Raw genomic sequence first — 21,528 nt, 5'->3', positions numbered from 1 at the left:
GATATCGCTCTGAAGCAGGCTCTGAAATAAACGCAATTCTCTTTTCATGTCGTTGTTATCTTCAACTGAACTTCAAAGGAGGGGCATTCATGTATCCAACATCCCAGAGCGAAGCCCCGCTGCAAACAAAAGTGTCCGATCTGCCCTCTTCCCTATCACCGAGGCTGATTCGGTTCAAACATATTATCGTAGCGCTGCTGCTCTCCGTTGTATTTTTTCTATTGTTTTGTTTTATTGCACTGCATGGTTACATCGCATGGGTATTATCCAACCCGACTGTAGCGCCTGTCTTCTCCAATCCGATGCAGGCCAAGAATATGAAGTACGAAGACATCACGTTCCCGGCAGCAGATGGCAGCCGGACAATGCAAGGATGGTATATCCCTGCTGACAATGCCGCAAGCAAAACGATTATTTTCAGTCACGGCTATGGTGCCAATCGTGAAGAAACATGGGTACCCATGTATGACCTGGCACACTATGCCCATCAACTTGGCTTCAATGTGGTCATGTTCGATTATGGCTTCGCCTCACAGGTGAACAAAGCTGTAGCCACAGGTGGCAAGGCTGAGTCACAGCAATTGCTGGGTGCCATCCAGTTCGCCAAGCAGCGCGGTGCGCAGGAACTGGTAGTCTGGGGTTTCTCCATGGGTGCCGGTACGGCGCTTCAAACCGGACTGATTACACAGGAAGTGGATGCGATGATTCTGGACAGTACGTTCCTGCTTGAGCCGGATACGCTGTACCACAACATTCATAACCAGATCGATCTGCCGCGTCAGCCTACACTGGAGATCATGAAACTGTTGTTCCCTGTTCTGAATGGTACTGGATTGCAGCAGATTCCATACCAGGAAGTGAAAAAGGAAGATTATCCGTTCCCGATTTTCTTCATTCATGGTACGGAAGATGAGAAGGCGCCTTACCCGATTGCAGAACAGCTCGCCGCCAACCAGACCAATCCGTACTCGGATGTATGGATCGTCCAGGATGCACACCATGAGTTGATCTTCCGGGAGCATCCAAAGGAATATCTGCGCCGTGTCTCGACTTTCCTGAGTCATGTAACGAAAACAAGCAGTGACGATGTGCAGAACACGAATAGTGGAGAATAACCAAATTTCAATCATCGGATTTTCCGTTGATTCTTGAGCCCCTCAGGGGCTCTTTTTTTTGCACTCATAGGACAACAGCCCGGCGGAATATACTCTTGGGACGCATGAAGCAACGGTCTACATATGCGATGAAATTCAACTGAAGGAGGCCCACCATATATGAACTGGGATGGATATGGTCACCTGCTGCCTCTGCGGACCTTGGAAGAAATCCGTTTCTGGAAAGAGCAGGAGAAAGAACATACACTCGTCATTCATGCACTGGTGCCCGATCTGGAGCCCCCATACGTCAAGCTTTTAGAGGAATGGGAGGCTACCTTTGCGAACACTGAGCGAGTAGCGAATCAGCTGTTAAAACAACTATTGCCCGCAACCCATCCGCCTGCTCCCTACATCGTTCGTTGTATCGATCAACTTGTGTCGGCTGCTCGGCAGCAATCGAGAGAGTTCATCAAACAGCTGTATGTTCTTCTGGAGCAAAGTGCTGCGGTGCAAGTTGTTCCGCTTGCCAAAGTACTTATTTTGCATTTGATCCGCGAATCAGAGTATTTTCTGGGCGTATTGGATACGCTTGGCCAACCTGGCATCTTGCGAGAAACAAATTTGGAGCCGTCACTTTTTCTGGAAAATGCACTGCATACGTCAGGCTCAGCAACCACCCATCGCCAAGCTTCAGAAGCTCCAATTTCTCAAGAGGGGAATGTAAACGCACCTGCTACTTCAGCACAGATTCAATCCACAACCGTTCAGGCGCCTTCTACCGGAACAACACAAGCCGTGCCCAGCTCTACAGCACCTCCAGTAAAAGAAAAGCCGGTTCCCATTGGAGGACATACCCTGCCGCCCCTCACCTATGCGTATAAGGCGCTGGAGCCACATGTTGATGAGCTAACGATGCGTATCCATCACGATAAACACCATCAATCTTATGTGGACGGACTAAATGTAGCAGAGAAGAAGCTGGCGGAATCGCGAAAAAAGAATAACTTTGAACTCATCAAGCATTGGGAACGTGAACTCGCCTTCAACGGGGCAGGCCACTACCTGCATACGATCTTCTGGACAATTATGAATCCTGCTGGCGGCGGTAAACCTTCCGGCATGCTCGCAGAGCAGATCAAGCGGGATTTCGGAAGTTATGAAGCGTTCAAGAATCAATTCACGGAAGCGGCGAACAAAGTGGAAGGCAGTGGCTGGGCGATGCTTGTCTGGAGCCCAAGAGCACATCGTCTGGAGATTTTGCAGGCGGAAAAACACCAGAACCTGTCCCAGTCCGATATCGTTCCACTCCTGCCGCTGGATGTGTGGGAACATGCCTATTATCTGAAACACCAGAATGAACGCAAAAAGTATATCGAGGATTGGTGGAATGTCGTCTACTGGCCCGCTGTTGCCGAGCGTTACGAAACAGCACGCAAGTTGTTGTGGCCGCCTTATTAAGCTTGAGCTTAGTTAGATGGAATGAAAAGAGATATCTCCAGCCGAATGACTGCAAGATATCTCTTTTTGGTGTAAACAAAAAAGCAAGCCCCATGTAATAGAGACTTGCTTATCTTTTGAGAGACTTTCTATTTCAAAATGCTTATGCTCACTTAAGAAGCACAGCCCTCGCACGCTACATAGTTGTCGCCAACTTGTTTGCTAATAGCGATCAGGTCGCCCAGCTTGATATCTGCCTCATCGGTAAACTCCAGATCGGCGATACGAGCAACGATCAGTGCAGCAGCCTCTTCCTTGCTTGTTGCCATCTGGCTGAACTCAGACTTTTCGCCTGTAGATACAACCTCATATAAGTACGTATATCTCAACGTCTCCATCCTAACACTCTCCTTCCGAAATCACATCATATCATCTCTATTACCCAATTCCAAGTCCGATTATCAAGAACTCAGTCATAGCGCAGCTTCATCTGCTCAGCTGTCAGACGCACTTCTTCAGAGCCAACGCTAAGCACTTTGCTAGCTTCCGCCTGTGGATAGCGATCACGCAGAGTTCGTACCAATGAGGCGGTATAGGCTGCGGCAGAAGGGACACCTGCCAACTCCTTCAGACTGGCCATCGTGCCCGGCTGAACATCAGGATATCCTTCACTGGCTCCGCCTGATGCATGTTGATAGAATTGACGCACGTCTGCTGCCAGTTGATCTCCCTGCCCCTCCACGATGATAAAAGCAGTAATAATATACGCCTTTGCCTGTCTGCGCTGGGCAATACCACAGAATTTCAGCCCACCTACACTGACATCATAATCCCCCGGGCAAAAAGCACCCTGGACCTCACCTGTTTGCGCCTGGTTTGACCATGGCGTCAGCGAGTCGGCAATAATCGAAGCCATCTCCCGAAAATCATCATGGATATTGATCGCATGTCCGGGATTAGGCAGAATCAATGACACGTTAACTACCCCTGGATTCAGAGGTACGGCCGCTCCACCGGAAGGTCGAACACAGACTGCTGTCCCTTGGCTTCTTATCCGTTCCATCGCTTCTACAGCCCGTGGCAACCTGCGGTCACGCAGACCGGCTACAAAGGCATCTGGATGTCGCCATATGTGTGCAACTGGCAGATGCCCTGCCCCAACCCGTCTGCACATGACTTCTTCCCATGCAAAAGCGTCGAGTACACTACTGCCTTGTCGCTTGAGTGGTGTCTCCCAGATTTGCAGGCGCAATGTAGCATGTTTATCTGCTTGTAGTTTCTTTTCCGACTGTATCGGGTCTCTTGAATGGGAAGATGCACTCATCGTTCCATTACCTCCGGCTTAACGAATTCGTATGTATTCAGTATATATAGAAATGATAACGCCATATATAAATAAGCCGGTTCCCCTGGGAACACGGCTTATTTATATCCTGTCCTGCGGCTTCAGAAGCTCCCGCTTCCAAAACCACAAGGACCTACTGATTCGGCTTGTCCATGAAGTGGACGTACCGAATTTTAATCTTTTACCAAAGACAGGAACTCTGCACGTTGTGCCGGATTCTCACGGAAAGAACCACGTACAGCAGACGTTACCGTCTTGCTTCCCGGTTTCTTCACGCCGCGGGAACACATGCACAAGTGCTCACCTTCCACCACGACCATCACGCCATGAGGCTCGACAGCTTCTGTCAGAATGTCAGCGATCTGTGAAGTAATACGTTCCTGAACCTGCAGGCGACGTGTTACCGCTTCAACCAGACGAGCCATTTTGCTCAAACCAACGATCTTGCCGCTGGGTACATACCCAATGTGCACTTTGCCGAAAAATGGCGCCATATGGTGCTCACACTGGCTGTAGTAGACGATATCCTTGACGATAACCAGTTCTTCATGATTCTCGTCAAACGTGACACCGAGCACATCGCGCGGATCTACTTCATATCCACCAAAAATTTCTTCATACATTCGGGTCACACGTGCAGGCGTTTCAAGCAGCCCTTCACGTGTACTATCTTCTCCGATCAATTTCAGGATCTGCTCTACATGATACTCGATCTTTTCCCGATTGTCGGATACTTTTGAATTCACATAATCTTTAACGCCAGCCACTGCCGAACGCCTCCTTTCGAACCACTACTGTAAGAGGTTGTTCAAAAAGTCCGCTTCAGGTACTGAAAATCCAACTTTTTTGAACACGCACTTTAAGCAGCCATTCCCTGCTATTATTTTCGGCGGCCCGAACTTTTACGCGCAGGATGCTGTTGCGGCTGAGGCATTTTCGCTCCTGGCTGCTGATTCTTCATCATCTGCTGGGCACGCTGCATTTGCTTGCCATTCAGGTTGTAGCCCATTTGCTTCGCCATTTTCTGAAGCATGTCCGGATTGCTTTGCATTTTCTCAAGTTGTTTACGCAAGTAGAACACCCCGATGAAAAATCCCCCGACCAGACCAACAATCAATGTGATAATCGGTATAACAATATCCATCTCTTAGACACCTCTGTATGCATTCTAAAAAGCCTGATAATCCGTGTCAATTCATGATGTTAAGCGCATATGTTGCAAACCTGACACAGACCGGATTTCCTGAAAGTATCATAGCATTTCCGCACGCCTTGAGCAAACGGATTTTCCAGTTGAACCGCACATAAGCTACGTCATGACGGCTTCAATGAAAACGGTTGTATGCTGAGCCAGATCAATTTCAACCACATCCAGAGAATAACGCGTACTTCCGCGCGCCACCCGGATTACAGGTCTGCCGGGCAATCCCCGATGTTGGCGCACAATGACGCCAGTCTCTTTGGTAGACAGTCGTACTGCAGTACCGTTGGGATACACGGATACACTCTTGTTGAACTCGATCAGAATGTCCCGATCCAGCTTGGTACCAGACAACGCCATCATCTCTTCACATGCCTCGTGTGGCAACAGACTGTCCTTCAATAACCCATTAATAAGATTATCATAGATATTAGCCACACTGACGATTCTCGCAAACAGATGGATGTCATTCCCTTTAATACCTCTTGGCATACCTGTACCATCAACATGCTCATGATGTTGCAGGGCTGTATGGGCGACCAACAGACTGAACTCCCGCTTGTTCTTAATCACTTCGAATCCCCGCCATGTATGGTGCAGCGAAGAATTTGCAACCGAGCCACTGCCAGGAGGTTCCCCCACTTTGCCAATATCATGCAATAATGCCCCCACAGCAAGGTCCTTCAGTTGATTATAATTGAGTCCCATATTCAGTCCGATGACCGAAGATAACAAACATACATTCATCGCATGAACATACTGTGCATTGTCTTTGGTACGAATATCGGTAAGCTGCACGAGCAGCTCACGTCCGTTCAGTACATCGTTTAGCAACTTCTCTATACTGAGGGCGACCTTTCTAGGACTCCAATCTTTGCCGGATCGAATGGATTCGAGTGTGACACTCATTTCGTTAATTATTGCCCGTTTCGTGGTTTCATCCAGAATGTCCTCTGTATCCACATCTTTGTACGCTTCATCCTGGATGTATAGCATGGTCACGCCAATACGCTTCAGCGTATTGACCATATATACGGTGAGCTGGACTCCGGCGGACAACAGTACCGTACCGTTACTGGAATATACCGTCTTGCCCAGAAGTTCCCCCGCTTCCACGCTCTCCACGTTTACATACTTCATGAACGTCCCCCGCTCTTACGATTGCTGCTCCAATGCGAGCAATTGCTCCTTGGTTTGCAGACCGCCTACATAACCCACCAGGGTTCCGTCTTTACCGCTGATGCGGTGACAGGGAATAATAATCGGAATCGGATTTTTGCTAATGGCGTCCAGAACTGCACGAACAGCCTTGGGTCTGCCGATCTTTTCCGCAACCTGTTGGTGTGATGAGGCCTCTCCATAAGATATATCGGACAGAACTTGCCATACTTGTAGCTGGAATGGTGTTCCAAGCTGATCAAGCTGCAAGTCGAACGTTTTTCTCTCCCCTGCAAAATACTGCTGTACCTGCTTTGCAGCTTCGCTGAGCTTCTCTTCATTCTTCTCATATCGATACTCGCCAATCCAGGTACGGGCCCATTGTTGCAGATGAGCCTCACGTACGTGAAATGCGCCAAAATCAATGTGACACAGTCCTTCATCCGTCGCGCATAACGTAAGTGTACCAATCGGTGTCAGTACCTCATCGTAGTATACGGGCTTGCCATGAAGACCCGTAACTGCAGAAGGTCTCCACGCTGCGGCTTCTGGTTTGGCAGGCTGTGCAGGCTGCTCACTACCCGGTTCATTCCCCGCTTCCATTTTCAAATCCTGTTGTAACGCCTGTAATGCATTGCGCTCTTTCTGTTGCTCTGGCTGCTTCTCACTCACTTGTCCAGCCTCTGGCTGTTTGGGTAAGGTCTCGGACGAACTCAGTCGCTCCTCGGCCTTCTGCAGCATGCTTAGTACGTTCCCATCTTGTTCGTTAGCGGCAGCTTCCCCAATTGCTCTCATGGCGTCTTCTCCTCCAATTCTGCTTAACGCCCAGGCTGCGGTTCCCCGCAACTCGGGGCGCGGATCACGTTTTAATACTTCTGTAAGTTTGGGTACAGCACTTTTGTCTTTGAAATTGCCCAGGGCAATAACGGCATTGCGTTGAATTGGCTTCTTGCCCCGCCAAGCGGCAGAACTCTGACCGAAACGTTCCTTAAATTCCCGATTACCGATATCCAGTAACGGCAGCAGGAGTGGCTTCACAATCTCCGGATCGGGGTGAAACTCGGGATGGTGATCCCAGTTCTTGCCCCGGTTCTTCGGACAGACAATCTGACATGTGTCACAACCGTACAGACGGTTGCCTATTTTCAGCATAAATTCTTCATCCACGAACCCTTTCGTCTGGGTTACAAAAGAAATACAACGCTGTGAATTCAACTGCCCCGGCCCAACCAATGCGCCTGTCGGACAAGCATCAATACATTTCGTACATTCACCACAGTCTTCGGTCACAGGAGTGTCCGGTTGAAAGGGAATATTCGTTACCAGTTCCCCGAGAAAAATCCATGAACCGAATTTGGGTGATATAATGGCACAGTTCTTGGCGCTAAAACCAATCCCCGCACGCTGGGACACCGCACGATCCACCAGTGCTCCTGTGTCTACCATGCTTTCGATCATGGCTTCAGGTACACGTTCACGTATAAAGTTTACCAACTTGTCCATCGCTGTACGCAGCACCTGATGATAGTCCTGACCCCAAGCTGAACGGGCAAAAATGCCGCGATACGCACCAGGCTCCGATTTCGGTGGATTCACCATCTTGGACTGATACGCTACTGCTATCGCAATAAGAGACGCCGGTTCGCCCTCCTTTAAGGAAGGGTGTACCCTTTTTTCAATATCTGGTTCTTCAAAACCTGAAGCATACCCCTTATCCCGCGACTGCTCCAACAGCGACTTCAGGGAAACAAAGGGATCCGCCGAAGCAAATCCGATATCATCAATGCCCAGTCCGGGGCCAGCTGCCTTGATCTCCTGTTTTAACTTCTCCCATACGGAGGCTTCCTGTGCTGCCCCGGTCTGTACGCTCGTCATTTCTCTTCCCTCTCTTCTTCCGACACGTATTCCGTAAATAGTGAACGCCCGCCTCACGGTAAGAGGACAGGCGTTAATTTCTATATATGCCTTGCTTACTTGCATTCAAAACGGATCGAGTCTATATGGTTTAACGCAAAATGCAGTCTGAAGTTGTTGTCCTGTCATAATTTTACAATTTCTTCAATTCAGAAAACGGCCAGAAAATAAATTCAGCCTTGCCTACAATCTGGTCAGATGTAATACTGCCAAACACTCGGCTATCCTTACTTTTGCCTTCATGACGATTATCTCCCATCACGAAGAAATGATCCGGCTCCAGTGTGATTGGGCCAAAATCGGGATCTTGCACCTCGATATCGGTGTACGTTTCCGCTTGACGCTCGCCGTTCACATACAGATGGTGATCCCTGACTTCAATGGTATCTCCCGGAAGTCCTACAATCCGTTTTACCAGAAAATCCTTCTTCTCCACACCTTCACTTGGATCACGAAGTACAATTACATCGGATCGGGAAGGTGTATCCAGATGATATACAATTTTGTTGACGAAAAGACGATCTCGCTCAACCAATGTCGGCTGCATGGACTGTCCCTTGACCATCGACAGATTAAACACAAACAGATTCAGCAGCATCATGATGACAAAAGCAACAACAATCGTTTTGACCCAGTCCCACAGCTCGACCACCCAGGATTTCTCCGGTTGTTCAGGCTTTGGCGGTTGATTACGTTCCTCGGAAGCCATATGTTCCATTGAATGATGATTGGAATTCAAAGGGACACCTCATTTATTAATTAGTTGAATTAAGCTTGCACAATGATGATCATACTCCCCTTCAGTCTACTTCATTTGGAAGAGTGAAACAATTGGTTATGAGCACCAATACCTTGGATATCATGTGTATAGCCTGGTTAGGCGCAGTGGTCTAATTGAATGTGAGACACCGAAGCGTGTTCAGAGAATGAGAAAATCAGAGGAATATTACGTAAAGGTCCTTCATACAAATAGAAAGGCACATCTCTCACGTTTTTACACGTTAAAGAGATATGCCTAATATGAAATGAACATCTTTTTTATTTCTTTTTAAACATGCAAACTAAGCTTTAGACAAAATACTAAGATTCTGGAAAGCGCTCATAATCTGATTGGCACCGTAACCCATAGCTTCATATAGAGGCATGGCTACTTTGTTGTGCTCATCACCCGCCACCCATACCTGGCTGACTTTACGCTGCTGGAACCTTTGTTCCATAGCCTCGACAAGTGTTTTGCCGACTCCACGGCGACGATAGTCTGGATGTACCGCAATACGGTAGATGCAACCCTGGTTTTGATCAATCGTACCGATCAAAGCGCCGACGAGGTCTCCCTCTTCTTCCGCAACCATGATCAGGTCAGAATCCCATGACAATTGACGGGCAAACGGGCCCATCGTGTTCTCATAACACTCTTCCGATAGCGCAACCTGGAGAAGCTCCGTCATCTGGCTTGCATCACTCAACTGAAAGGAACGAACGTGCATGTCTTAAATCTCCCTTTTCGTTAGCTTAGATGAGGTTTTTTACAAAAAGGAGTTCCCTTTTACCAAAAACCCAATGTTCATATAATGACAAAAAACGAGAAAATACCGCTTCTTCGTCAATTAAACCATACTTTACTCCATAAAACACGCATTTTCTTTTGAAAGCGCTTAATTGTAACCGTTTACAATACGATTATTCAAGTTTTTGCTTTTTTGTCTATTAAAATCACATAAATATATTCATAAAGGGTAAAATATGTTTGTTATCTCTGGCCCATGATTAAATCAACGCTTCGGGGGACTTAATAAACAAAAATGTTGCTTAATTAGCCCGAATGCGGTTTAATATTAGTGGCAAGGGTATTATTACATATGTACCTGATTTAAAAAAACCTAAAATCTCAGGAGGTATTTCATTATGGCTTTTCAATTACCGGCACTTCCTTACGCTAACGACGCATTGGAACCACATATCGATGCACAAACGATGGAAATTCACCACGATCGCCATCACAATACTTATGTAACGAACTTGAACGCAGCTCTGGAAAGCGCTCCTGAACTGCAAGAAAAAAGCTTGGAAGATCTGATTGCTAACCTTGACAGCGTACCTGAAGGCATCCGCACAGCGGTTCGCAACAATGGTGGTGGACATGCTAACCACAGCTTGTTCTGGGAAATCATCGGACCTAACGGCGGCGGCGCTCCTACAGGCGATATCGCTGCAGCAATTGATAGCGAACTGGGTGGCTTTGATAAATTCAAAGAAGATTTCGCTAAAGCAGCTACAACTCGCTTCGGTTCCGGCTGGGCTTGGCTCGTAGTTGGCAAAGATGGCAAGTTGTCCATCACTAGCACACCTAACCAAGACAGCCCTCTCTTCGAAGGTCTGACTCCGGTTCTGGGTCTGGATGTATGGGAGCACGCTTACTACCTGAAATATCAAAACAAACGTCCTGATTACATCGGTGCTTTCTGGAATGTAATCAACTGGGATGAAGTTAACAAGCGTTACGCTTCTGCAAAATAAGACTGTTCGCATGCAACAGTTAACATAAAAGAGAGCCTGATTCGGTCATCGTGACCGTGATCAGGCTCTCTTTTTTGCTATCGCAATCGGTATAGTTATAGTTAATGGATATCTTTTCTAAACGAACCACTGACACGCTATTGCTCCATATTTCATCGTATCGTGAACCTAACGAATCTCAGCGTAACTATTCCCCAAAATAAGGGCGTTGATTCGCACTTTTAGGTTAATTTAGCTAAGATAACGTCACTCAGATTCGTTAGCTCCCCCATTTAATCATTCACTTGATCATACGCACCGGCAAAATAACTGCTGATCAGCTTCAGAAATATATTCGGAAATGCCATCTTGTCCATATCTTCCGGTCCGATCCAGCGGTAGGTCAAGCCATCGCCTTTCCCTGTCAGTGTCGGAGTGTTCAGCGCCAGGTCACTAACATCAGATGGGGACATTAACTTCTCTCCATCGTTAAGCGATGTTGAGATAATGTTCTGCGAATTAGGCGTGCCTGGCTCCGATGAATGCGTTGTGGCTGACTCAGGTGACACAGCAGAAGATGAGGCTGTGCCCTCCTTCGTTGCCGCCTGTGCGTCGTAGGCGGCTCTGGCTTCCGCTACGATTAGCGGAAGCTCACTGCTCTGGTCCTGCTCGGTGCACTTGTACACCTGCAGGCTCCAGACAATGTGGCTGAACACATGCTCTGCATGGGTAGCCAGCCCTTCCGGGCGGGCAGCGAAGCCTTCCGCCCACAGACTGCCGGCCAGCAAGGCCATGGCCGGCTCATCCGCCAGCGGCGCCGCCTTCTTGCTGGCTGCGGCGGGCGCCGCGAGCACATGCGGCAGCTCCCACATCCGGGCCAGCAGGCCCGTGTCTGGGCGCTGGCGCACAAGCACTTGGCCGCGGTGATCGCCGCGGCCCTCCACAATCGCGACCAGCCGCTGCTCAGGCCGCGGCGGCTTCGCCTTGGTCTTGACCGGCAGCGTAAGCTCTCTTCCGGCGATGCGGCCGGAACATTGCTCCATGACCGGACAAGTCAGGCAATGCGGCGCTTTGGGCGTGCACACCAGCGCGCCAAGTTCCATCAGCGCCTGATTGAAATCACGCGCTCGCCCTTCCGGAATGAGCTCTCCTGCGAGCTCTTCCATCAACACCCGGGTGCTGCCCTTCATAATATCCTCATCAATGAGGAAGTATCGGGACAGGACCCGCATAACATTGCCATCTACCGCAGGCTGCGGCTGGTTGAAGGCAATGCTGAGAATGGCCCCGGCCGTATAGGGGCCTACCCCTTTTAATGCGAAGACAGCCTGCTTGTCCTGAGGCATCTCGCCTCCGTGCAGCTCCATGACTTGTCTCGCAGCCGCCTGAAGATTACGTGCACGGGAGTAATAGCCGAGTCCCTCCCAATTTTTCAGAACATCCTCCTCGGGTGCTTCCGCAAGTGCCTGCACGGTTGGAAAATTCCCGATAAAACGATTGAAATACGGAATGACCGTATCGACCCGTGTCTGCTGAAGCATAATCTCTGATACCCACGTAAAATACGGATTGTTGTGGCGACGCCACGGCAAATCCCGTCGGTTGATCATATACCAGTCCAGCAAATTCACGCTGAAATGTTGTTTCTGTTCCTGTAAACCCATATTTCCGTCCTCTCCTATTGCCAAGCTAGCTACTTTTCCATCTGTTCTACGATCGCAAAGGCCGCTGCCAATTCCGTCTGATGCGTAATGCTCAAATGTATGTCATATTGTTTGTCGTATGGCAGCTGCAGGCGTTCCCAGGCCTGACTGGACAGCGAGGCCACCGGACGTCCTGTCCCATCAGGCAGCACTTCGATGTCAGTAAAGCCCATAATGCCACCAATACCGCACCCAAATGCCTTGGACACCGCTTCTTTCGCTGCAAATCGACCGGATACAAACTCCGTCATCCGCTTCCCCCGATGGAACGCAATCTCCCGCTCTGCTGGCGTTAATATTCGTTTCAAAAAAGCTTCCGCATGGCGACCGGACAGCAGCTTCCGCATACGTCCAATCTCCAGCACATCATTGCCAATGCCATATATCATCAACGCTTCACCCGCTTAATCTTTTATACTGTAAGAGGTTGTTCAAAAGTCCCACCTTCTCGGTACTGAAAACCGCTCTTTTTGAACATGCATTGTAAAATATCCCCATTCAATCACATGATCCGTAACTCTCCGAACACGTATTCTATTGTAGCAGGAGGGGCGTCCAGAAGCGAGTACCTATCGGCATTACCATATATGCTAAAATATAAATCAGGAATCGTCTGAAATTCTGAGGAGGTCTGAATTATGCCCATCACTTTTGAATTGCCCACTGACGTAGATGCTATCATTCGCGGCGACTTTTTCCCTGCACAACACCCCGCTCAGGGCGTCATCATTCTGTCTCACGGATACAAAGGCTTCAAAGACTGGGGCATGTTCCCTTACGCAGCTTCACAGCTAAGCCAGACGTATCATGTATTGACCTTTAATTTCTCTCACAACGGTATCGGTGAATATCCGGAGCAATTCTCCGAACTGGAAAAGTTCGCAGTGAATACCTACAGCCGGGAGCTTGCCGATCTTGCCCTGGTACTGGAGCATGTAGCTACACAACCTGAATTCACCGGACTTCCTGTATATCTGGTTGGTCATAGTCGAGGTGCGGGCGTAAGTCTCGTCTATGCACTGGATCATCCCGAACAGGTGGCAGGTGTCATCTCCTGGAATGGCGTAACCAATCTGGATCTCTTCACAGCGGAGCAAAAAGAAGAAATGCGTACGCAGGGCCGCAGCCATGTCGTTAACGGACGTACAGGTCAGCAGATGCCACTGGACGTGTCTATACTGGAAGACCTGGACAAGCACAGCGAACGTTACGCTATTATTGACCGCCTGTCTTCTTCACCTTTGCGAGTCGCACTCATTCAGGGAACGGAAGATCCGCAGCGTCTTCGGGAGGGTTCTGCTGCACTTGTTCAAGCCCGTCCTGATATCCCATGGCACCAGATTAATGAGGGAAACCATACCTTCAATACTGTTCATCCATTTAAAGAAACAACTCCGCAACTGGAACAAGTCATCACCCAGACCCTGCAACAGATCAAAGACTGGAGTAGCTAACTCTTCTTTAATATTGTAGTCACCTGGATTTTTGCAGTTTCTCGTTCCACATAAAAAAAGAGTCACTGTGTGAGCAGTGACTCTTTTGCATTCCCTAAGAGGGAATGTATTTCAATATTGGTGTTAACAGCTTATAACAAGCTTGCTCATCCATCCGTATTAGATACCCGGAATGGCATTGCGTTTGTGATGTGTACGCGTATAGAACGCTTCGAGGCGCTCTTGGGCAGCCGGATCGATCTGTTTTCCTTCGAGATAATCACTGTTCGCTTCATACGAAATTCCCAGCTCATCTTCGTCCGTCTGACCTTCCCATAGCCCTGCAGATGGTGCCTTGTCCAAAATAGCCTGTGGCACTTTCAAATATGCTGCCAGCTGGCGTACCTGACGTTTGTTCAGCGTGCTCAGTGGTGTGATATCCACAGCACCATCGCCCCATTTGGTATAGAAGCCCGTGATGGCTTCGGACGCATGATCCGTACCTACAACGAGCAGGTTTTCTTCAAACGAAAGCGCATATTGCATCACCATACGAGTTCTCGCCTTAACGTTACCTTTGCCTTGGTGAGTCATATGGCGTGGGCTACCCAAGGATTTGAATCCTTGCTCCACTTCCAGTGCAATCTCGTTCACCGCATCTTCAATATTCGTTTCCACAACATGCTTCAGATCGTATGCTTTCGCTACAGCGTAGCTGTGGTCGATATCGGATTGTTCACCATAAGGTTGGAACACACCCAGCGTTTTGTACTCTTGTTTATTCTCTTCCGTAAGCTCGTCCGTCGCTTTTTTGCAAAGCGCCGTTGCCACTGCACTGTCAATACCGCCGCTGATCGCAATCAGCAAACCCTTGGCACCCGCATTCTTAACATACGTCTTCAGAAAATCAACACGCTTGCGTACTTCCTCTTCTTCATTAATGCTTGGTTTAACCTTCAATTCAGCGATGATCTGTTGTTGCAAACTCATCGTTCACACACCCCGTTTCTAAATTAATGAAATTTGATGTCCATCTTGAAAGGTCCGAATGGTTCAATAACCTTATCTATCCAAAATGAAACGCCCCGGCATCGGTGATCCGAAGGGCGGGGCGTTCTATGGAGCGAATTAACGGCAATAACGTTCAAATGCATTTGTCAGATCAGCCGCAATTTCCTCTGCAGAACGGTCTTCCACTTGATGACGCTCGATAAAGTGAACGAGTTCTCCGTCTTTCATCAGAGCGATGGACGGTGAAGATGGAGGATACGGTGCAAAGAATTCACGTGCTTTTGCAGTTGCTTCCTTGTCCTGACCAGCAAATACAGTGTACAGGTGATCCGGTGTAATATCGTGTTGAAGTGCTTGGGACACCCCTGGACGGCATTGACCTGCGGCACATCCGCAGACAGAGTTAATGACAACCAGTGCTGTTCCTTTTGCATCTGGAAGACTTGCTTCCACTTCTTCAGGAGTACGCAACTCCTGGATTCCTAGACGAGTTAACTCATCCCGCATGGGTTGAACCATATCTTTCATGTATTGATCAAATGACATTGACATTCGGTTTCACTCCTTATAAATGGTTGTTCTATGATCTCGATCGAATTAAAGGCGAATAACTCTCCAAAACAACGTTACATTCATATCGAACATTATGGATGTAATGAGGTGCTATTCCTATTATACATCCATAAGCAATGAAAGCAAGATTCAGAAACCGCCTGCGGAAAGGCTTTCTCTATAATATTATGTCTCATTGTCTGGCAAAATATGCTGAATGACTAACGTTCAAATGCCACTTTGAACGTGGTACCCTGACCTTCCTCTGATTCCACAGTGATGGTTCCATTATGTCGTTCCACAATACTCAGGCACATCGACAATCCAAGCCCGGTTCCCTTCGCTTTTGTCGTGTAAAAAGGTTCAAACAGCTTTTCCTTCTTCACCCGGGGTATACCCGGTCCTGTGTCACGTACACACAGTTCCACCTTATCATCCACGATCCGCGTTTCCAGCGTAAGCACACCCTTCTCATTCATGGCTTCCATCCCGTTACGGGCCAGGTTCAATACCACCTGTTTGATTTCCTTTGAATTGAGATGCAACTTCGGCACATTATGGGCGAGCATGAGTTCAATACTCTGACCACGCAGGTTCGCATCCGCCCATAACAATGGACTGAGTTCATGGATGATATCGTGCAGCTGGGATTCCTCTTTCTCGGCAATACGATTCTGAGCCAGAGACAAAAAATCATTAATGATACTGTTGGCCCGATCCAGCTCTTCCAGAACGATCCGGTAATAGTGATCCAGGGAGTCCGGACTCTTTTCCTGCATCAGTTGAAGAAAGCCCCGCACAACTGCCATGGGATTACGCACCTCATGCGTAATGCTTGCAGCCATCTGCCCTACCAGACTGAGACGATCCACATTATCGAGTTCACTTCGCAGCATCTCAAGCTCCGTGATATCCTGAATGATCAGCATGGCTCCTGTTACTTCTCTCGCAGACTCTGTTGAAAAGGCATAGATCGGAACGGTTCGGGATTGCAAGACGTTTGCACCGTAACGAACGGTCAATCCACTAATCTCACCATGAACGACGGCTCTGCGAATGCTTTTATCCATCTTGTCCGCCTGACCTTGTTCAACAAATTGAGTGGCAGGCTGTCCAATGAGATCAGGGGTGGAGGTACAGGGAAGCTGTTCTCTTGCCATTTGCTTCATCATCTCATTGACAAACATCACTGTGCCTTGTTTATCTACGGTGGCAATGGAGAGCGGCACTGCGTTCAGAATCTGATGAAGTTTCTCCGATTCGTCTATGTATCGGTTGTGTACTTCCGAGAGATGCTGCTCCAGTCCGCGATAGTGCTTCATCCGTTCCAGCCATAGCAGACTCAGAATGCCTGCAACAATGGCTCCTGCGGTATATCCAAGAGCTGTAAGTATCAGGTAGGTTGCAGAGTACGTGGATTCATTCTGGAGGGATGCGATCCATAACAGACTCGTTACAACCAGTTCCATTGTAATTAGGATAATGAGGATCGTCATTTTGCGTGAAGGTGTATTATGCTTGAATCGTTTGGCAGACAACCATACAATAGGATAGAGAAGAATGCCCGTATGAAGGAGAAATCCGTACAGATCATAGGGATGCGCAAACAGAAAATAGAAGAGAATATGTAGAATGGACAGCGTTACGCCTATAGCGGTTTTACAATACAAAATAACAAGTATCACAGGTACAATACTTAATGATATGGGTACAGCTACCGGGCTTGCATAGAGTGCAAATAGCAGACACAATAGCATGCTCAGGGCACTTGTCACAGCAAAACTGGTATAAACGGTTCCGGCATGATCCATTTTGGCAATAGCCCGCTTGGAGAGTACCAGACGGAATAAGGGAATCAGAAATACCGCCGTCCCTGCCAGCAGTACTTGTAAAAGCATGTCCTTTAACGCAACCACAATGCCATCTCCTCCTCTGCCTGCACATTCCCTCATGTATTTCTGATTAAAACATAGGCGACAGTATATTACAATATATCCCTTAAGACTGCACAATAGAACTGCCTCAACTCCATTATATTTCAGAAAAAGCCAGGAGTAGACACAGTTTACGTAAAACAGACAAAATCAATGAAAAAAGAGGGTAATAACATATGTATGATGTCATTGTAATTGGTGGCGGATCCGCGGGCCTGATGGCTTGCGTTGCAGCTGCCGAGCATGGAGCATCCGTGCTTCTGCTGGATAAAGGAGATCAACTGGGTCGTAAACTCGGCATATCTGGCGGAGGTCGATGCAATGTAACCAATGCCAAGGAAACGGATGAACTCATCCGACACATTCCGGGTAATGGACGCTTTTTATATAGTTCATTTCAGAATCTGGACAACCAGGGAATCATGCGTTTCTTCGAGAATCTCGGAATCGCCCTGAAAGAAGAAGACAACGGCAGAATGTTCCCAGTAACCGATAAAGCAAAAACAGTTGTGGATGCGCTGGTAGGCAAAATTGTCTCCCTCGGCGTTGAGATTCGTACCAAAGAACCGGTGAAGGAACTCATTCAGAACGGTCAGCAAGTACAGGGTGTTAAATTGATGTCCGGCAAAACGATCCTTGGACGTTCTGTCATTATCGCTACTGGTGGCAAATCCGTACCTCAAACCGGATCAACCGGAGACGGTTACCCCTGGGCTGAGGCTGCGGGTCACACGATTACGGAGTTGTATCCAACCGAAGTGCCTATTGTATCTGGGGAGAGTTGGATTCAATCCAAAGAACTGCAAGGTTTGTCATTGAGGGATATCGGCTTATCTGTATTGGATGCCAAAGGAAAAACCGTCATCTCTCATCGCGGGGATATGATCTTCACGCATTTTGGAGTGTCTGGACCGGTTGCATTGCGTTGTAGCCAATTTATCCGCAAAGTTCAGATGAAGTCTGGAAACCCACAGGTCATCATGAGCATTGATCTGTTCCCAGAGTTGTCCGCAGGTGCATTGGAAGCACAGGTTCAACAGGTATTGGAACAAGAGTCCCGCAAGGCTGTCAAAAACATACTGAAAACATGGGTTCCAGAGCGCATGATTCCATTAATGATGAAACGGGCAGAGATCTGTGATGACCTTACGTTCCACCATTTCCCCAAAGGCATGTTAAGCAACTTATGTGGGTTAATGAAAGCTTTTACCTTCCGTGCAGACGGAACGAGATCACTCAAAGAAGCCTTCGTCACTGGGGGGGGAATTCACTTAAAGGAAATATACCCAAAAACAATGGAATCCAAGCTGCTGCCTGGACTATTCTTTTGCGGTGAAGTGCTGGATATTCACGGCTACACCGGCGGATATAATATCACTGCTGCTTTCTCCACCGGATATACGGCTGGCATGCATGCGGCTGAATATAAGCACGCTACATTATAGTAGAGGTTGTTCAAAAAAGTCCGCTTTTGATTACAACTCATGCCTACTGGCATCATCAGCGATGAATTGCTTCAGATGTCAAAAACCCCGATATCCACTGTCTGTGGAGTATCGGGGTTTTTGGGCATTATTTCATTTTAGTAAGACGGAACGAACCACTCTTAGCTTGTGATCTTTCCCTTCTATGCCTTGACACTGCCTGAGAATCCATCAGCCGAATCATCGTATGTCGGGTCCTCGCTATAGTTATGTCTGCCCTGCTCCGTCTGGCTTCTCTGGTTTCCGCTCGCATACCCCTCATTCCAGTCCTCATTCACGAGATGAGCCGGAATTGATATGTTCTGAAACTGATCCAGTTCTTCCGTCTGCGAGGCAAATACGGCACTTCCCCCATGAGATTGTACAATCTCTACAGCAGACTGAGGATCTTGGCGATCTGTGGGGATATACAATTCCAGCGGGCCAGACTGATATGGCTTATATCCCAATTCCTCCAAGGTTGCCTTGGCGGCATTCAACGCTGAACCGTCTGAGAAATGCACCTGTAGTTCGCTATTATCCATCATCATTATCTCTTCCTCCTTGCTACAGCTAATCTCTCATCACTCATAGATGAGATTCTTCTTCTATAGCATGGTCAGTTATAGCGCGTGATATGCTCTAACTTAGTAAGGAATTCCTTTAGGCACGTGTAAGCCGAACCCATCCGGCAATAGTTAATACACAAAGTCCGAAGGCCACCGCCCCTGCAGCTGTCAGAATACCCACGATCCAGCCGAGCCAGGCCAATCCCAGCATGAATCCCATCAGAATACCAATCGGAACGAACAACATTCGAACCATCATAGAACCTGCACGATGCAGGGCCTCCGAGTCATACGTTATAAGCTGAACATAGTCCGACGTTGCAAAAACATCCCAGGAACGATAAAACATCACCGTCAACATGATGATTAATAACGCACACACGATGACATTGACCGGAAAAGGGGGTAATGCAACTGCTGCAATGGATAGTCCGCCAAGCTGCAAATACAATTTCATCGTGGCCGAGTTCCGAAAAAACGCCTTGAACGCAATCTCTGCTGTCCGATTCGCGATGGAACGATTGCGTAACAGTTTCCGTGGTTTGCGGAAGATTATGGACCGTGTTCGTGGAGCTTTCGGCTTGCTCACCGCCCGACTTAACATTAGAGCTGTAAGCTGCAGCCTGCTCCGCAGATCCTCTCGTACATCCCCTTCAAACGTTCCCTTCATTAACAGCCTCATCTGTCCAACGGTAATCAGAAGAAGCATGATAAGCACGATGCCAAAGATAATTTTCCACGTCTGTTCATGCATCCATGATGTCGCATGGATGGTCATATAACCTATGCCAATCACGAGAGGGACCATCCGAATCCAGCGTCGCCAACCCGTATATCGAACCTTCGTGATATGTAGTGTTATCGCTTGAAATGAAGCTACTGCGCCGAACCAGACAGCCATAAGTGCAATCTGGAGATTCGACATCTCATAGACACGGGACCACAGAGGAGCAGTTAGTGCTGTAACCAAGATCATCTTGCCCAGATGTTGCAGACAGGACCGGTAGAGCCCTTGCCTCATTAGGGTGCGCATCCACAACGACCTTGATTTCAAAAACAATACATCCGCTTCCTCCACAAATATCAGCACACCCCCGGTAAGCATGACCACGTCAATTAGCCCGGTCAGTACGGGAAGTGGTAATCCTGTTGCCCATGCAGGCAGCATTTTGGTCCATAAACTCATGTACCACCCAATCAGATAGAGCAGACCCGGAACAAGCAGGTATACCCACACCGTCCAATCCACGACGAGTCTGAGGTTTTTCATCTGCTCCCTGAAATGCTCTTTGCGTCTTCGCTTGTATAAACGAAGTGGTGTATAACGCCGGGAAGTTTCCATCCTCTCTCACCCTCTCTATCTAAGTCGTCAGTATATCAAAACAGTCGAACAAAGAGGCTCCCGGCAGTCCTGCCACTTCACGGATCTCATCCAATGTACCCTCGGCAGCAGATCTGCCAGAAGCAATCAGAATAAATCGGTCGCAGATTCGTTCAGCGGTATCCAGCACATGCGTAGACATGAGCACACCCGCACCACGGCGGCGTTCATCATCAAGTAATTTCAGAAAATCCTTGGTTGCACGGGGGTCCAATCCGATGAACGGCTCGTCCACGATATAGATATCCGGCGAAGACAGAAAACCGATCATCAGCATCATTTTCTGCCGCATGCCCTTCGAAAAACTGGCTGGAAGATCATTCCGAACGTGGTCCATGCCGAAGCGAACCAACAACTCCTCCGCTCTGGCGACAAAGACCTCTTCTTCCATTTCATACGCTGCTGCGGCCAGATCAAGATGTTCCCATAGGGTCATATATTCGTAAAAAACCGGTTGCTCCGGGATATAGGCATAGCGACCATCTCCCCCAATTGTCACTTCATAGTTTGCATGTTCCAGCAGACCAAGCAGTGTTTTGATCGTGGTACTTTTGCCCGCACCATTTGGACCGATAATACCTACCAGCTCTCCTCGCGCCACATTCATTCGAATATTGCGAATGGTCGATTGTCCTGGCTCGTATCCTGCCTCTGTAATATGTACGTCCAATATGGACTCCTGTGTAACTGTACCTCCATGCTCTATCTTCATATCGAACACTCCTGTTCTGATTCGGGGCTTATTAGATCAACTCATTTTATTGTATACGAGTTGTGAGCTGTTTGTTTGATCATTTTGAGCGTTTTTATTTCGGCAAAAAAAGAAGCAGGGGT

The 21,528-nt window shown here is 48.1% G+C and carries 21 protein-coding genes; 5 read left to right on the top strand and 16 right to left on the bottom strand.

Annotated features, from left to right (window positions below):
* Positions 1-89: 89 nt before the first annotated feature.
* Both MKZ12_RS03320 and MKZ12_RS03315 read left to right on the top strand, forming a co-directional pair.
* Positions 90-1,115, top strand: coding sequence for an alpha/beta fold hydrolase (locus MKZ12_RS03320; RefSeq protein WP_339258701.1), 1,026 nt, complete (start codon positions 90-92; stop codon positions 1,113-1,115).
* Between the two features lie 159 nt (positions 1,116-1,274).
* Entirely contained in the window at positions 1,275-2,555 is a 1,281-nt protein-coding gene (locus MKZ12_RS03315; RefSeq protein ID WP_339258699.1) for a Fe-Mn family superoxide dismutase, read from the top strand.
* 152 nt (positions 2,556-2,707) lie between these two features.
* Here the strand turns inward: MKZ12_RS03315 and MKZ12_RS03310 are convergent, their stop codons facing one another.
* The 8 genes from MKZ12_RS03310 to MKZ12_RS03275 all read right to left on the bottom strand — a co-directional run bounded on the left by MKZ12_RS03310 (position 2,708) and on the right by MKZ12_RS03275 (position 9,639).
* Complete coding sequence (locus MKZ12_RS03310) at positions 2,708-2,932, bottom strand: hypothetical protein (protein ID WP_091039003.1); 225 nt, start codon at positions 2,930-2,932, stop codon at positions 2,708-2,710.
* Between the two features lie 71 nt (positions 2,933-3,003).
* On the bottom strand, positions 3,004-3,858 hold the full coding sequence (locus MKZ12_RS03305; RefSeq protein ID WP_339258697.1) for a lipoate--protein ligase family protein: 855 nt from the start codon (positions 3,856-3,858) through the stop codon (positions 3,004-3,006).
* 194 nt (positions 3,859-4,052) lie between these two features.
* Positions 4,053-4,646 (bottom strand): GTP cyclohydrolase I FolE, encoded by a 594-nt coding sequence (folE, locus tag MKZ12_RS03300; RefSeq protein WP_339239415.1) that lies wholly within the window; start codon positions 4,644-4,646, stop codon positions 4,053-4,055.
* A 113-nt stretch (positions 4,647-4,759) separates the two neighbouring features.
* A complete protein-coding gene (locus MKZ12_RS03295; RefSeq protein ID WP_017690778.1) occupies positions 4,760-5,023 on the bottom strand; it encodes a YneF family protein in 264 nt (87 codons plus the stop codon).
* 165 nt (positions 5,024-5,188) lie between these two features.
* A complete protein-coding gene (locus MKZ12_RS03290) occupies positions 5,189-6,220 on the bottom strand; it encodes an HD domain-containing phosphohydrolase (RefSeq protein ID WP_339239414.1) in 1,032 nt (343 codons plus the stop codon).
* A gap of 15 nt (positions 6,221-6,235) precedes the next feature.
* Positions 6,236-8,113, bottom strand: a complete 1,878-nt coding sequence (gene queG, locus MKZ12_RS03285; RefSeq protein ID WP_339258695.1) for a tRNA epoxyqueuosine(34) reductase QueG — start codon at positions 8,111-8,113, stop codon at positions 6,236-6,238.
* Positions 8,114-8,285: 172 nt separating this feature from the next.
* Positions 8,286-8,891 carry a signal peptidase I gene (lepB, locus tag MKZ12_RS03280; RefSeq protein ID WP_339239412.1) on the bottom strand — a complete coding sequence of 202 codons (606 nt, stop codon included), beginning with the start codon at positions 8,889-8,891 and terminating at the stop codon, positions 8,286-8,288.
* A 322-nt stretch (positions 8,892-9,213) separates the two neighbouring features.
* Positions 9,214-9,639, bottom strand: coding sequence for a GNAT family N-acetyltransferase (locus MKZ12_RS03275; protein ID WP_278297013.1), 426 nt, complete (start codon positions 9,637-9,639; stop codon positions 9,214-9,216).
* A 418-nt stretch (positions 9,640-10,057) separates the two neighbouring features.
* Between MKZ12_RS03275 and MKZ12_RS03270 the strand changes: the two genes are divergently transcribed.
* Entirely contained in the window at positions 10,058-10,669 is a 612-nt protein-coding gene (locus MKZ12_RS03270; protein WP_150364015.1) for a superoxide dismutase, read from the top strand.
* Between the two features lie 272 nt (positions 10,670-10,941).
* Here the strand turns inward: MKZ12_RS03270 and mutY are convergent, their stop codons facing one another.
* Positions 10,942-12,312, bottom strand: a complete 1,371-nt coding sequence (gene mutY, locus MKZ12_RS03265) for an A/G-specific adenine glycosylase (RefSeq protein WP_339258693.1) — start codon at positions 12,310-12,312, stop codon at positions 10,942-10,944.
* Between the two features lie 29 nt (positions 12,313-12,341).
* Positions 12,342-12,740: a holo-ACP synthase gene (gene acpS, locus MKZ12_RS03260; protein WP_339258692.1), complete on the bottom strand. Its 399-nt coding sequence runs from the start codon at positions 12,738-12,740 to the stop codon at positions 12,342-12,344.
* A 249-nt stretch (positions 12,741-12,989) separates the two neighbouring features.
* Between acpS and MKZ12_RS03255 the strand changes: the two genes are divergently transcribed.
* Complete coding sequence (locus MKZ12_RS03255; RefSeq protein ID WP_339258691.1) at positions 12,990-13,805, top strand: alpha/beta fold hydrolase; 816 nt, start codon at positions 12,990-12,992, stop codon at positions 13,803-13,805.
* A 159-nt stretch (positions 13,806-13,964) separates the two neighbouring features.
* Here the strand turns inward: MKZ12_RS03255 and nadE are convergent, their stop codons facing one another.
* From nadE to MKZ12_RS03240, 3 genes are all read right to left on the bottom strand, one after another.
* Positions 13,965-14,774, bottom strand: a complete 810-nt coding sequence (gene nadE / locus MKZ12_RS03250) for an ammonia-dependent NAD(+) synthetase (protein ID WP_339239406.1) — start codon at positions 14,772-14,774, stop codon at positions 13,965-13,967.
* Positions 14,775-14,912: 138 nt separating this feature from the next.
* On the bottom strand, positions 14,913-15,347 hold the full coding sequence (locus tag MKZ12_RS03245) for a BrxA/BrxB family bacilliredoxin (protein WP_278297014.1): 435 nt from the start codon (positions 15,345-15,347) through the stop codon (positions 14,913-14,915).
* A gap of 221 nt (positions 15,348-15,568) precedes the next feature.
* On the bottom strand, positions 15,569-17,263 hold the full coding sequence (locus tag MKZ12_RS03240; protein ID WP_339239405.1) for an ATP-binding protein: 1,695 nt from the start codon (positions 17,261-17,263) through the stop codon (positions 15,569-15,571).
* Between the two features lie 194 nt (positions 17,264-17,457).
* Here MKZ12_RS03240 and MKZ12_RS03235 point away from each other — a divergent pair, with 194 nt between their 5' ends.
* Positions 17,458-18,726 (top strand): NAD(P)/FAD-dependent oxidoreductase, encoded by a 1,269-nt coding sequence (locus MKZ12_RS03235; protein ID WP_339258689.1) that lies wholly within the window; start codon positions 17,458-17,460, stop codon positions 18,724-18,726.
* Between the two features lie 182 nt (positions 18,727-18,908).
* Here the strand turns inward: MKZ12_RS03235 and MKZ12_RS03230 are convergent, their stop codons facing one another.
* The 3 genes from MKZ12_RS03230 to MKZ12_RS03220 form a co-directional block, all read right to left on the bottom strand.
* On the bottom strand, positions 18,909-19,295 hold the full coding sequence (locus MKZ12_RS03230) for a hypothetical protein (RefSeq protein ID WP_339258688.1): 387 nt from the start codon (positions 19,293-19,295) through the stop codon (positions 18,909-18,911).
* Positions 19,296-19,407: 112 nt separating this feature from the next.
* Positions 19,408-20,655, bottom strand: coding sequence for an ABC transporter permease (locus MKZ12_RS03225; protein WP_339258686.1), 1,248 nt, complete (start codon positions 20,653-20,655; stop codon positions 19,408-19,410).
* A 19-nt stretch (positions 20,656-20,674) separates the two neighbouring features.
* The gene (locus tag MKZ12_RS03220; RefSeq protein WP_339239401.1) at positions 20,675-21,406 is read right to left on the bottom strand and encodes an ABC transporter ATP-binding protein; all 732 of its coding nucleotides are present in this window, start codon (positions 21,404-21,406) and stop codon (positions 20,675-20,677) included.
* Positions 21,407-21,528: the final 122 nt, after the last annotated feature.

Source organism: Paenibacillus sp. FSL R5-0713 (assembly GCF_037973325.1).
GTDB lineage: Bacteria > Bacillota > Bacilli > Paenibacillales > Paenibacillaceae > Paenibacillus.
The sequence above is the reverse complement of the archived record's forward strand: the minus strand, read 5'-3'. Positions and strand labels throughout refer to the sequence as shown.